Origin of the sequence: Bradyrhizobium sp. LA6.8 (assembly GCF_040547935.1) — a bacterium.
Taxonomy (GTDB): domain Bacteria; phylum Pseudomonadota; class Alphaproteobacteria; order Rhizobiales; family Xanthobacteraceae; genus Bradyrhizobium; species Bradyrhizobium barranii.
This window is the reverse complement of sequence record NZ_JBEPQQ010000008.1, coordinates 328,328-340,743: the sequence shown is the minus strand read 5'-3', so window position 1 is coordinate 340,743 and position 12,416 is coordinate 328,328. Positions and strand designations below refer to the sequence as shown.

10 protein-coding genes are annotated in these 12,416 nt (G+C 65.4%); 4 read left to right on the top strand and 6 right to left on the bottom strand.

The annotated features are described in order from the left end of the window. Nucleotides 1-126: 126 nt before the first annotated feature. The 4 genes from galE to ABIA90_RS33360 all read right to left on the bottom strand — a co-directional run bounded on the left by galE (nt 127) and on the right by ABIA90_RS33360 (nt 5,399). Nucleotides 127-1,119 (bottom strand): UDP-glucose 4-epimerase GalE, encoded by a 993-nt coding sequence (gene galE, locus ABIA90_RS33375; RefSeq protein ID WP_247315605.1) that lies wholly within the window; start codon nt 1,117-1,119, stop codon nt 127-129. Between the two features lie 19 nt (nt 1,120-1,138). Then, on the bottom strand, nt 1,139-1,945 hold the full coding sequence (locus ABIA90_RS33370; protein WP_354120815.1) for a WecB/TagA/CpsF family glycosyltransferase: 807 nt from the start codon (nt 1,943-1,945) through the stop codon (nt 1,139-1,141). Continuing rightward, nucleotides 1,938-4,316 carry an exopolysaccharide transport family protein gene (locus ABIA90_RS33365; protein WP_354120816.1) on the bottom strand — a complete coding sequence of 793 codons (2,379 nt, stop codon included), beginning with the start codon at nt 4,314-4,316 and terminating at the stop codon, nt 1,938-1,940. Before ABIA90_RS33365 ends, ABIA90_RS33370 begins: the two co-directional genes overlap by 8 nt. 282 nt (nt 4,317-4,598) lie before the next feature. Further along, nucleotides 4,599-5,399 carry a class I SAM-dependent methyltransferase gene (locus ABIA90_RS33360; protein WP_354120817.1) on the bottom strand — a complete coding sequence of 267 codons (801 nt, stop codon included), beginning with the start codon at nt 5,397-5,399 and terminating at the stop codon, nt 4,599-4,601. A gap of 396 nt (nt 5,400-5,795) precedes the next feature. On the opposite strand from ABIA90_RS33360, the gene ABIA90_RS33355 reads away from it, so the two are divergent. Then, nucleotides 5,796-6,824, top strand: coding sequence for a glycosyltransferase family 2 protein (locus tag ABIA90_RS33355; protein ID WP_354120818.1), 1,029 nt, complete (start codon nt 5,796-5,798; stop codon nt 6,822-6,824). Nucleotides 6,825-6,830: 6 nt separating this feature from the next. On the opposite strand, the gene ABIA90_RS33350 is transcribed toward ABIA90_RS33355, so the two are convergent. Next, a complete protein-coding gene (locus ABIA90_RS33350) occupies nt 6,831-7,817 on the bottom strand; it encodes a glycosyltransferase (RefSeq protein WP_354120945.1) in 987 nt (328 codons plus the stop codon). 248 nt (nt 7,818-8,065) lie between these two features. Between ABIA90_RS33350 and ABIA90_RS33345 the strand changes: the two genes are divergently transcribed. The 3 genes from ABIA90_RS33345 (at nt 8,066) to ABIA90_RS33335 (ending at nt 11,796) form a co-directional block, all read left to right on the top strand. Then, complete coding sequence (locus ABIA90_RS33345; protein ID WP_354120819.1) at nt 8,066-9,133, top strand: glycosyltransferase; 1,068 nt, start codon at nt 8,066-8,068, stop codon at nt 9,131-9,133. A 50-nt stretch (nt 9,134-9,183) separates the two neighbouring features. Further along, entirely contained in the window at nt 9,184-10,536 is a 1,353-nt protein-coding gene (locus ABIA90_RS33340) for an O-antigen ligase family protein (RefSeq protein ID WP_354120820.1), read from the top strand. A gap of 117 nt (nt 10,537-10,653) precedes the next feature. Further along, nucleotides 10,654-11,796: a GNAT family N-acetyltransferase gene (locus tag ABIA90_RS33335; protein ID WP_354120821.1), complete on the top strand. Its 1,143-nt coding sequence runs from the start codon at nt 10,654-10,656 to the stop codon at nt 11,794-11,796. A 21-nt stretch (nt 11,797-11,817) separates the two neighbouring features. On the opposite strand, the gene ABIA90_RS33330 is transcribed toward ABIA90_RS33335, so the two are convergent. Then, the gene (locus ABIA90_RS33330; RefSeq protein WP_354120822.1) at nt 11,818-12,357 is read right to left on the bottom strand and encodes an RBBP9/YdeN family alpha/beta hydrolase; all 540 of its coding nucleotides are present in this window, start codon (nt 12,355-12,357) and stop codon (nt 11,818-11,820) included. Nucleotides 12,358-12,416: the final 59 nt, after the last annotated feature.

Sequence of the window (12,416 nt, the reverse complement as noted above, 5' to 3'; positions counted from 1 at the left end):
CCTCACATGCCGCTTCCATTGGCGGCCATAAGAGCAACATGCGGCGGTCGGGACATGCGCCGCCGCCGGCTGTGATCATCTCTTTAGCCGCTCGGGGGCCCGACCGGCAAGCCGTAATACGGGTGTCTAGCGCGTCCTGAGCGGATGTGCTGTCTGGTGCCAGGCCCAGGCAGTCCGGATCACCGTCTTTAGATCGGAATGGCGCGGCACGAAGTTCAGCACCTTTCGCGCGGCGGAGGCATCGGCGACCAGATAAGTGGGATCGCCGGCGCGACGCGGCTTCATGGTGTGCGGCACCTCGCGCCCGGTCTCCTGCCTGATGGCGTTCAGGATCTCGCGGACCGAAAAGCCGGAGCCGGTGCCCAGATTGAAGCTGCCGCCGGCATGTCCCGTTTCCAGGAGCTTCAGTGCAGCGACATGCGCCGCAGCGAGGTCGGTGACGTGGATGTAGTCGCGGATCGCGGTGCCGTCGGGCGTATCGTAGTCGTCGCCGAACACGGCGAAGTCGACATGGCCCTGGAGCGCCATCATGGCGCGCGGAATGAGATGCGTTTCGTTGTCACGCAACTCGCCGATGCCGCCGGCCGGGTCGGCGCCGCTGGCGTTGAAATAGCGCAGGCAGAACGCGCCGAAGCCGTAGGCTGCGCGATAATCGGCGAGCATGCGCTCGATCATCCATTTCGACGCGCCGTAGGGATTGATCGGTGCGCACGGGAAGTCCTCCGGCAGCTCCTTGGAATCGGCGTTGCCGTAGACGGCGCCTGTCGAGGAGAACACGATGCGCTGGCAGCCTGCGTTGCGCATCGCCTGCAGCAGCGACAGCGTGCCCTGGACGTTGTTGATGTAGTATTTCTGCGGGTCGGTCATGGACTCGCCGACGAGGCTTGCCGCCGCGAAATGCATCACCGCCGTGACCTTGTGGTCGGCGAAGGCGCGCGCCAGCGCGGCGCCGTCGAGCAGGTCGCCCGTCACCAGCGGACCCGCGACGAAGCTGCGATGACCTGTCGAGAGATTGTCATAAACGACGGGCTGATAGCCGGCGGCAGACAGTGCGCGGCAGGCATGCGAGCCAATATAGCCCGCGCCCCCTGTGACGAGGACGGTCGGTCGGTCAGTCATGTCGTCTTCTACTCTTCTCTCAGCGATTGGAAGGCCGTTTGCGGCTGAAGAGAAGATAGAGCGCGCGAGGGTTGGTGGTCAAATAGCGCCAGAGCAGGCGGCGCGGCTCGAGCCATGTGCGCCAGGCCCATTCGAGTCCGATCTTCTGCATCCATTGCGGCGCGCGGGACCGGCTGCCCGATAAAAAGTTGAACAAGCCGCCGGATGTCTTGATAACGCCAACATTGGTCAGCAGCGGCGTGTATTGCTCGACGAATGCCTGCTCATTGGGCACGCCGAGTGCGACCCAGAGATAATCCGGGGCGAGCGCGTTGATCTCCTCGACTTTCGCGCGCAGGGCGTCGCCGCGCAGATAGCCGTGGCTGTACCCGACGATCTTGAGGTTTGGATACAGCTGCTGGACATTCGCGACCGCCGCGGCGTTCTCTTCCTCGCTGGCACCGAACATGTAGAAAGTGCGGCCGACGGCTTCGGCCTTGCGCGCGACCACGTGGAACAAATCGGTGGTGGCGACGCGCTCCGGCAGCGGAAACCAGGATTGCAGCTTTGACGCCGCGACCAGGGGCTGGCCATCGGCGTTGATGAGGTCGGCGCCGCGGAACAGGCGTTCGGTCTCCGGTTCGGTCGAGCAGCGCGCCAGCACCTCGCCATTGGCCGAGGTCAGGTGCAGCGGACGGCCGATGCGATGTCTGGGATCGGTGGCCTCGATCATGAAATCGGCAGTTGCTTCCAGGTCGAGCGCGGCCATGCGAAGGCCGCCGAGAGTGATCCGCGGCACGTCGGCGGTTGCGGCGCGGCCGTCCAGATTGACGCGGCGCTCAAGCATATTGTCTGCCTCGCTGGCGCGCTTGAGTTGCGGGGGTGAGCTCGTCGAGCACGACGCCGACGAGCTTGCGCTCGGCGCGGCCGAGCGTGTTTAGGATTTCTTCCAGGCCGTCGTTGATGTCGAGGCTGGTCGGCAGCACCGCCACCAGCGCGTCGGCGTCGTCGAGCAGCTTGCGGCTGGCCGCACCAAGCGGCGTCACGGGGCCGTCGAGGATCACGAGATCGTAGCCGCCGGCGGCGCGCGCCTGCTCGATGGCCTTGCGTATGGCCTCAGTCGCTTTGCCGGCATCGCCGTCGGCGGCCGGCAGCACCGAGATGCCGTTGACCGTCTTGATCTCGCGCGAGGCCTTGCTGCCGATCGAGAGCCAGCCGAGCCGGCTCGGCTCACTCTTGCCGGGGCGGCTCACCTTGCTCGAGAGCGAGTGTGCCTGATGGTCGGCATCGATCATCAGCACGCGGGCGCCGTCGCGCGCGGCCGCGAGCGCGAAATTCAGCGCGGTCACGCTGCGCCCGGTGGTCTCGCCCGCGCCGACCAGCGCGATGACCGGCATGGTCTTGCCGCCGGCACGCCGGGCCACGGCAGTGCGCATGTCGCGCCAGGCGTTGAGCAGCGTCGTCAGCGGAAAGCCGGGGCGGAGCGTCGGCCAGCCCAGCCGGGTCAGATCGACGCCGCCGCCGGTGGCGAGGATGGCGCCGAGCGTGTGAATGACGTCGGCCTCCTGGAGGCGCGCGATCAGCGGCTTTCCGATCAGCGTATTTTCGTCCATCTCAGGCTGCAGCGATGGCGCGGCTAGCTCCGGTAGAGATTGCGCAACCTCCGGAACTCGCGGAGCCGGCTGCGGCTGGGCTATCTCCGGTGTCCGCGAAACCTCTGGCGCCCGCGGGGCCAGCGGTGCCGGCGTGCGCTCGCGACGGGCCGGTGTGGGCGCTGCCGGCGCGGTCGCAGCGGCGGACAGCAGCTCGGCCGCGACGAACCAGCTTGCGGCAGCGAGCGCGCCGAAGATGAAGCCGATCATGGCAAACATGCTCATCGCCGGCGGGAACGAGCGCCGCTGCGGCACGGTGGCTTCGCCGATGACGCGGGCCGCCGAGGTGTTCAGGGTCTCCTGCTCCTCGGTCTCGCGCGAGCGCTTGAGGAAGGATTGATAGACGTCGCGGCTGGCATCGGCCTCGCGCTCGAGCTCGCGCAGGCGCACGGCGGCCTGGCTGAGCTGAACGCTCTGCCGCTTCTGCGCTTCCAGCGCCCGGTTGAGCGAGGCTTCAAAGTCGCGGGCGCGCGTCAGATCGTTCTTGGCGGACTGCGCGAAGCGATCGATCTCTTCGTTGATGGTGCGCTTGAGATCCTCGACCTGCTTCTCGGTCTGGCGCAGCGCCGGATGTCGCGGGCCGAGCTCGCCGGCCTGCTCCGCATATTTCTTGCGGGCGTCGGCATATTGCGCGCGCAGGTTCGCGATGGTCGGCGATTGCAGCGCTTCCGAATTCGCGCCGGCATCGGCAGCGGTGCGCCGGCTCGCCTCGATCTGGTCGAGCCGCGCCTGTGCGTCCATCGTCGCCGCGCGGGCCGCGGAAAGCCGCTGGTTGCTGGCGGAGAGCTGCTGGTCGCTGATCAGCGCGTCCTGGGTGCCGACGAAATTGTTCTGGGCCTTGTAGGTGGCGAGCGCGGTCTCGGCACTGCGCAGCCGCTCGCGCAGCTCCTTGAGGCGGCCGGAGAGATCGTTGGTGGCGCGTCGCGCGGCCGAAGCCTGCGAGTTGCGGGATTCGGCGAGGTAGGCATTTGTCAGCGTGTTGGCGAGCATCGCCGCTTTCGCCGGATCGGTCGACCAGACCTCGATGTCGACGATGAAGCTCTTCTCGGTCTTGCGGACCGTGATGTGCCTGTTCAGCGCGTCGAGCGCCGCGAGCTGCACTTCCTTCGTCTCCGCGGCGGAGGGCGCGCGGGGCTGAAGGCCGATCAGGCCGAGCAGCGACGACATCAGGCTCCTGGCATCACCGCCGCCGCCGAATTCGGGATCCTTGTCCAGATTGGCCTGCTGGATCACCTGGAGCAGCACGCTGTTCGAGGTAATCAGGCGCGCCTGGCTCTCCACCACCATGGCCATGCCGGAGACGTCCTGCGCGCGCGGCGTGAGCTCGCGATCGACGAGCTGAAGCTCGCGCGGGTCGACATAGAGCTGGGCGGTGGCGGTGTAGCGGGGCGTCACGCTCTTGCCCACGGTGACGGCAAGCGTCGCGCCGAGGAGCGCGGCAGCGGCAATCGCGATCTTTCGCCGCCAGAGCAGATTGACGAGGTCCAGCACGTTGAAGCTGGCTTGAGACCTCTGCTGCGGGGCCTCCGGTCCGGCCCGATCTATCGGCTGGTTGTAGTCAAGCATAATCCCCAGCTTTCATTCCAACGATCGCGGGCTGAGGGGTTACTCTTCGCTTTACGCCACGCACCCGGGATATAGGTGCCCAATCAACGCAACAGGGAAAATTAACCATACTCATTGAGGGACTATTCACCGAAATGGCAAACAAAGCGTTTAAGCGCATGCCACTCTTCGACGCGTCGCGATGACGCTGAGGTCCCCAAGGAATTAACGGTTCGTTACCGCGCGCAGCGACGCCGCAAGGCTTCGCTCGTCCTGCGATGGACCGCGCGCGTGCCATGATTGTTAGCTCTTCCGCAGAATGACGTGGTAATCACCGCGGCGAACGTCGATCCCGCCCGGCAGCACGGCGTTCATCACGGCGGCGGCGGCATCGACCAGAGCGGCGAACAGCGGCTTGCGCCGGCGCATCTCGGGATAGCGCGGACTCTCGACCTCGCGGCGGTAGATCATCTCGAGGCCGTTGGACGCGGCGAATGCTTCGAGCCGCGGCAGCGTCACCAGCGGATGGAAGAAGGTCGGGAACGGCGGCTCGCCGGGCAGGCCGGCATCCTTGATGCCGCGGATATTCCGGTAGAACCAGACATGAAACCAGTGCGGCGAGTATTTGGTGACGACGCCCGACAGCGAGCGCGGATTGGGTGCGCCGATCAGGATCATTCCACCGGGCTTGAGTGCGTCGCGGAAATTCAGGAGTGCGGCATCGACATGGGGCAGATGCTCGATCACGTTGTAGCAGATCACCAGATCGAAGGTTTCGCGTCCAAAGCTGTAAGTCTGCACGTCACCTAGGATCGCCTCGTCGGCGTAAGTGTTGTTGCGGACCTGGTCCTCGTCGATATCGACAACGGTGACGTTGCTGCGGTTGAGCAGCTCCGGTGGCAGAACACTGCACGAGCCGCCGCCGGCCTCATAGGTGGCGAGCTGGCCCTGCGGCAGCTCGCGGCGGAGCACGTCGTGGACGGCGAGCAGGCTGTCGCGGGCTTCGCCGGGGACCAGATCGTGCAGCGCCTGGGTGCGTTCACTGGCCGTTGGGATTTGGATCGCCGTGGCTGTCGCGAAATCGATCGAGGCTGGCTTGTTCATTTTTTCTGACCGCGCTTGTTCGACTCAAATTTACAGGAAAAATCTCGCATGCCCGAAGAGCAAATCCGGTGCCGCGCCGCTTCACCGGTCGCGGTGCTTACGGTCGGGTTAATGCGGGCAGGCGTTAACTACGGCATTGTCCATGTTGCGCTGTCGTGCGCTTGATGGACTGCGAATTGCACTATCACGTATGCAGGGACCTACAGGAGAAACGCGCAAAAGCAGTTAAGCGTATGGAGGGCGGGAGATCGGCGGCGTTGCGCCGTCGCGAGCCTCGGGCCCGCCGTTCATTTTGGGACTGATCTGCCCCGCGGCGATGTGCCGTCGCAGGACAGCGCCGACTACTGCGTGATTGACGCAGGGCTTTTTCAATACATATCGGACATCTAGGATGCCATGACGCTGATCCCGACAGACCTTTCCGCCAGCCGGATCTCGGATGCCGTGCGCGATCCCAACCGGGAGATCGCGGCGAGCTCCCGCGTCATCGACCTGTCGGTCGGCATCGTCGTCTGTATTCCCTGCTTCCGTCGCCCGCACCATCTGCGGTTGACACTGGACTCGCTCGTGAGCCAGCGCACCCCGCGCTCCTTCGCGGTGGTCATGGTCGAGAACGACGCGGCGGGGCGCGAAAGCGCGCCGGTTGCCGCGGAGTATCTGGCCGACGGCCGGCTCCAGGGCGTTTGCCTGGTCGAGAAGCGGCAGGGCAATTGCCAGGCGATCAACGCCGCCTTCGAGACGGCCCAGGCGCTGTTTCCCGCCGCGACCCGCTTCCTGATGATCGACGACGACGAGATCGCTTCGCCCGACTGGCTCGAGCTGATGGTTCGCACCGCGGAGGCGACCGGCGCCGACGTGGTCGGCGGGCCGGTGCTGCCGGTCTTCGACGACGACAGCAAGCCCTGGCTCGCACGTCATCCCGCCTTCTGCCCCGCCTATGATTACAGCGGCGCGGTGCCACTGATCTATGGCTGTGGCAACTGCCTGATCACGCGCGCGGCGTTCGAGCGGTTCGATCGTCCCGCCTTCGACCTGCGCTTCAATTTCCTCGGCGGCGGCGATTGCGATTTCTTCGTGCGGTGCCGCGATGCCGGCATGATCTTCCACTGGACGGCTGAGGCGGTCATCACCGAGACCGTGCCGCAAAGCCGCACCAGCCTCGGCTGGATCGCCAAGCGCGGCCTGCGTATTGGCGCTATCAATTATCGCGTGCAGTACAAGGCCGCACAGGGCGCGGGCGCGCGGGCGCGGGTGTTCGCGCAGATGCTCGGACGGCTGCCGCTGTCGCTGGCGCGTTCCGCTCGTCTTCTCGCGACATCGAAGGCCGTCGTCGCCATGCATCCCGCGCTGGTCGCGCTTGGCTCCATGCTCGCAGCATTCGGCTTCGCACCGAAGCCCTACGAAGCGTCGAAAATCGTATCTTGACGCGGGTTAGATGCCCAAACGGGCGAGGGCGACCCTGACCGCGGCGCGGGGCAGCGATTTGAGCGAGCGCCGGCCGACCATCCCGAGATAGGCAAAGGCGTCGCGATATCTGCCGAAGCGGACCGCCTGCATCGCCGAATAGGTGACGAGATGGACCTCGGCGGCCTGGCGCAGCCCGGCCGCCGTGCCCTCGGGCAGTCTCGCCAGGATCAACCCATCGTCGAACACCCGCGCGATCGCAGGGAAGAAGTCCTTCGGCGTCCGCACCGCCGCATTCATGGTGTTGGCGGTATGCAGGCGATAGTCGAGAAGAAGCTTTGGTGCGAACTCGAACTCGCCGATAGCGGCGAGGCGGCACCAGCAATGCCAGTCCTCGCAATATCTGAGGGAGGTGTCGAAGCCGCCGATGGCGCGGAAAGCCTCCGCACGTGCGAGCGCGATGCCGCCATTGACGATGAAATTGCCCGCCGCGAGCCGCGCCAGCACGTCGCCGGACGGCTTGCGGCGTCCCTTCAGCAGGCCCCGCCGGCCGATCTGCCGTCCCTCGCTGTCGATCGTGTTGTAGTCGCCGTAGACGAGAACCGCGCGTGGAGCATTGCGGGCCGCCGCCAGCAGCGCGGCCACCGCACCGGGACGCAGGCGGTCGTCGGCATCGAGGAAGAGCAGCCATTCGCCGCTCGCATATCGTGCGCCGAGATTGCGCGCGGCGGATACGCCGGCGGAGTCGTTGGTCATCAGGCGCAGCCGCGGGTCACGAATGGCGCGGACGATGGCCGTGGTGGTGTCGCTCGAGCCGTCGTCGACGACGATCAGTTCGGTGATCTCGCCTTGCGCCAGTGCGCTGGCGAGGGTTTCGCCGATATAGGCCGCAACGTTCTTGGCGGGAATGACGACGGACACCGATGTCGTTGAGCTGGCCGGCAGCGGGAGACGCGGCGCCGGAACGACGCGCGAGGTAGCCGGCAAATCGAGAACATCTTCGGCGGTGATCAGAGCCACGGCTCGCCTTTAAGGGTCTGTTAACCAGGGCGCATCTGCCGACTGGCATTGCGATCAATCGCAACATTGGCCCGCCGCGAATGATACTCGCATTACGGCCAAATCGTTGTCGCGAAGACCTGCGTGCCGCTGGTTTCGTAGATTAGCGTTAAGCCGCGGGCATTAAGCCTGTCGCAAATTTGGAAGAGTGCGACAGCCGGTCCCATGCGAGAATGCCGACCTGTTTGCCGCGGATGGATCTAGTGCCCGCAAAGACGTTCGAACACGACCCCGATGCGATGGTCCTCAATCTCTTCTACGAGGACAAGGACGATCGCTGGTTTCCCGGCGACCGGCATCTGCGGCGCATGGCGCGCCGGATGCTGCTCGGCGAGCCGCGCATGAGCGGGCAGCTTCGCGTGTTCCTCAATCTCTGCGCAGGGCTCGACCGGCTCGGCATCCGCTACCGCGTCAACGACTACGGCTACATCGCGCAGCATCCCGACGAACTCGCCTGCATCATCGGCCGCACCTTCCTGCTCGACAAGTTCGCGTGGAAGAATCCAATCCTGCTCGGTGTCGCCGCCCACAATCATCCGCTGGACGATCCTGATCTGTTCAAGCGGCTGCCGGTGAAGAAGGTCGTGGTGCCCGGCCCTTGGTACGTCGACATGTACCGGCCGTACTGGCCCGACACGGAGGCCTGGCCGATCGGCATCGACACGGATCTCTGGGCGCCGTCGGCGCCGTCGCAAAAGACCGTCGACGTCCTGATCTACGACAAGGTCCATTGGGATCGCGAGCGCTATGCGCCGGAGCTGATCGAGCCCGTTCGCGCCCGCCTCCTCAGGGAGGGCCGCTCGTTCACGGAATTGCGCTACGGCAGCTACAAGGAAGAAGACTATCAGGCCGCGCTGGCGCGCTCGCGCGCGATGATCTTCCTGTGCCAGAACGAAAGCCAGGGCATCGCCTATCAGCAGGCTCTGTCCTGCGGCGTGCCGGTGTTCGCATGGGATCCCGGCGGCCCGTGGCGCGACCCGGATTATTATCCGCACCGCGTCCAGTTCGCACCGGTGTCGTCGGTGCCGTATTGGGACGACCGCTGCGGCGCCAAGTTCATCGACATCGCGGGGTTCGAGGCGGGCTGGGACAGTTTCTGGGCCGGCTGCACCGCTGATGCGTTCGATCCGCGCGGCTTCGTGCTCGACAATCTCACGCTGGAGCAGCGCGCGCTGCAATATTACGAGATCGCGCGCAGCATCGTGCGCCCGCAGGCGGCAACGCAGGCCGCGGGCCTATTGGTTGACGGATGCTTAACAAGGATGGGCTAGACCCAAAGCTTCCCCGGCTTCACCACCTGCCTTGAGCCATGGATCGAAGCATGGATCGCAGCGCCGCTGACATGACCGACGTGGAGACCCGAACGCTGGGCCGCGTCCTGCACGATGGGCTCGCGGGGCTGAATGCCGCGCAGGCGGCGCGCTGCCTCGTCGCGGTTGCGGCGCTACTGCTGGTGCTGATCACGCTCGATCCGTTTCCTGACCTTCGCAACGAGGATGTGACCACGGTCGTCGGCGGGCGCATGGCGCTCACCTATATCTCCTGGGGGCTGCTGGCTGCGATCGCGATGCTGTTCGTCGCCGCCACCGATGCGCCAGCTCTGAAGAGCCTGGTGACGCCGCTGCATCTTTGCCTGGTCGGCTGGCTGTTGATCAACACCGTCTTCTCCGAGAGCCGCGGCGTTTCGATCCAGCGCTTCGTGCTGGCGGTCAGCGTGACGTCGCTCGCCGTGCTGTTGCTATTGCTGCCGCCGACACAGCGGACTTTCAACCTGTGTCTTGGCGGCGCCGCGCTCGTTCTGCTGGTGCTGTGCTATCTCGGTGTCTTCCTCGCGCCGCAATATTCGATGCACACCGCGCTCGATCTCACCGAGCCGCAGCTTGCCGGCGACTGGCGCGGCAGCTTCGGCCACAAGAACATCGCCTCGCCAGTGATGACCATCCTGGTCTATGTCGGCATTTATCTCTGCGGCGTCGGGTCGTTCGTCATGGGGCCGGCGATCGCCGCGCTTGCCGGCATCTTCCTGATCTTCACCGGCGGCAAGACGTCGACGGTGCTGTGCCTTGCGATCTACGCGCTCGCCTCGCTGGTCTATGTCACGCCAAGCCTGTGGCTGAAGCGGCTCATCTGCTTCGTGCCGCTGATCGTGATGAACCTGCTGACGGTCGGCAGCGTCTTGAGCCCGGCGCTCGGGGCGCTGACGCGGCTGCTTCCCCTCGATCCCACCTTCACCGGCCGTTCCGCCATCTGGGAATTCGCGCTCGCGGCCGTCGCCGAGAAGCCGATCATCGGTCACGGCTATGCGGCGTTCTGGGACGACGTGACCGCGCGGCAGACCGCTCAGGGGGCCGAATGGGCGACGTCCGCTGCGCACAGCCACAACAGCTATCTCGACCTCGCGGTCACCATCGGCTTGCCGGGGCTATTGCTCGTGATCCTCGTCTTCGTGCTTGCACCGCTCGGCAATTTCCAGTCGGCCCAGGCTCACAACCGTAGCCGCGCGCTGGCAAAACTGTTCCTCACCGTATGGCTGTTCGGCTTGTATTACGGGGCCACCGAGACCTTCCTGCTCGAACGGCAGAATCCGATCTGGTTCATGTTTGCGCTTGCAGTGGCTGGCCTGCATTTCCTCGCCAGGTTCCAGTGCGTCGAACAGACGGAACCGGAGCGCTGACAGCTTGTCGCAGCCGGAGCGATAGTGATGTTGGCTTAACGATAAGCCGTTACGTCACTTGTGGTCTGCGACAAACATAATCTATCTGGAAACATTCAGTAATCGCATGTCCCGCGGATGACGTTTCTCAGCGTCGAGCAATCAGATGGTCTTGTGTCCAGCACGTCGGGAATCGCTGTCGATTTCGTGCGTGACTGGCGGCAGGCCGCATCGCGCCTGAGCGCGGGGCATCGCACCGCATTCCAGCATGGTTACTGGCTCAGCGCATGGTACGAGGCGTTTCACGACTCTGCACCGCTGATCGCATTGATCTCCGATGCCGCGACCGGCAAGGACATTGCGGTGGTGCCGATGATCAGCCACATCAGGCGCGGCATCCGCATCGTCGAATTCGCCGATCTCGGCGTCTCCGACAACAACGCGCCGATCCTGGCGCTCGATGCCACGTTGGACGCGGCGGCGACCGATGCGATCGGCAAAGCGCTGGTCGACGCGTTGCGCGCCTTGCCCGACCGCTTCGATCTGCTACGGCTGAAGAAGATGCCGGCCCATGTCGGCGGCAAGCCGAACCCGCTGGTGTCGCTCGGACGGATCGGATCCTGCTCGCTCAACGGCAATCTCGTGCTGATGGGCGACGACTATGAAGCCTACCGGGCCTCGATCAAGCGCATGCAGATGCCGCGCTGCTGGCGGGTCTTCAGCCGTCATGCCGGCGCGCGGCTCGAGATCGCCACGGATGTCGCGCGTGCGCGCGAGCTGCTGGACGTGATGGATGTCCAGCAGCAGGCCCGCATGCGAAAGCTCGGCTCGCGCTTCGTCCTCAACGACGACGCTCATGCCCGATTCTATCGCGAGATCGCCCGTCAGGGTGTCGCGGAAGGCTATGCCGTCATCTCGGCGCTGGTCTGCGACGAGGCCGTCGTCGCCACCACGTTCGGTGTCAGGTTTGGTGCGAGCTATTTCCTCCTGCGCATCAGCAACGCCGGCGATTCATGGTCGAACTGCTCGCCGGGGCTGCTCGTCACCGAGCGTACCATGGCGACGCTGCATGCAGAGGGCGTGCGCCGTTTCGATCTCAGCATCGGCAACCAGGACTACAAGCGCCGCTTCGGCGCCGAGAAGGTCGCGTTGACCGATGTCAGCATCGCGCTGTCCTGGCGCGGCGCTCCCTATGCATGGCGCGACCATGCCGCGCAGAACCTGCGTCGCTATCCCAGGCTCGCCGCCTTCGCCAGCCGGGCGATACGCAAGATGCGGTGACGGAGGCCGTCCGTACCCGCGTCATCTCGAAAGGCCGGCACTGAAGGCGTCCAGCAGCGCGCGACCCTGCGGCCAGTCGCCGAGCCCGCTCGACGCATTGATGTGGCCAAGGGCGCCCAGCACGATCAGACCGGACTTCCAGGCACGCGCCCGCTGCTGCGTCTTATCGAGACTGCCATAGGGATCGTCGGTGCTGGCGATGATGAGCGAGGGAAAGCGCAGCGTGCGGTCCGGCACCGGCTTGAACGCAGCCGCCTGCGCGGGAAAATTGGCGCCATCGGGATCGGGCACCGCCACCAGAAAAGCACCCGCGATCGTGGATGGGAAGCGCGTGGCCCAGTGCGCCACCAGCAGGCAAGCGAGGCTGTGGGCGACCAGCACCGGCGGCTTCGCGCAGCGCCCGACCGCCTGCTTCAGGGATTGCTCCCAATCGGCGAGCTCCGGCCGGTCCCAGCTTGCCGGCTGAAACCGCGTGAAACGTGTATCGTTGCGCTCCCAGAGTGTCTGCCAATGAGTCTCTGCGGAGCCGCCGAGGCCGGGCAAGGTGATGATGTCGTGCATGATCGTCCCGTGATATCTGAGATGCACGTGCAGTGTGGCCGGTCTTGGTGCTGCGTCAC

Bases quoted from the DNA above. Each gene is read 5' to 3' on its own strand.
- galE (WP_247315605.1), bottom strand. From the start codon at position 1,119: ATGACTGACCGACCGACCGTCCTCGTCACAGGGGGCGCGGGCTATATT.
- ABIA90_RS33370 (WP_354120815.1), bottom strand. From the start codon at position 1,945: ATGCTTGAGCGCCGCGTCAATCTGGACGGCCGCGCCGCAACCGCCGAC.
- ABIA90_RS33365 (WP_354120816.1), bottom strand. From the start codon at position 4,316: ATGCTTGACTACAACCAGCCGATAGATCGGGCCGGACCGGAGGCCCCG.
- ABIA90_RS33360 (WP_354120817.1), bottom strand. From the start codon at position 5,399: ATGAACAAGCCAGCCTCGATCGATTTCGCGACAGCCACGGCGATCCAA.
- ABIA90_RS33355 (WP_354120818.1), top strand. From the start codon at position 5,796: ATGACGCTGATCCCGACAGACCTTTCCGCCAGCCGGATCTCGGATGCC.
- ABIA90_RS33340 (WP_354120820.1), top strand. From the start codon at position 9,184: ATGGATCGCAGCGCCGCTGACATGACCGACGTGGAGACCCGAACGCTG.
- ABIA90_RS33335 (WP_354120821.1), top strand. From the start codon at position 10,654: ATGACGTTTCTCAGCGTCGAGCAATCAGATGGTCTTGTGTCCAGCACG.
- ABIA90_RS33330 (WP_354120822.1), bottom strand. From the start codon at position 12,357: ATGCACGACATCATCACCTTGCCCGGCCTCGGCGGCTCCGCAGAGACT.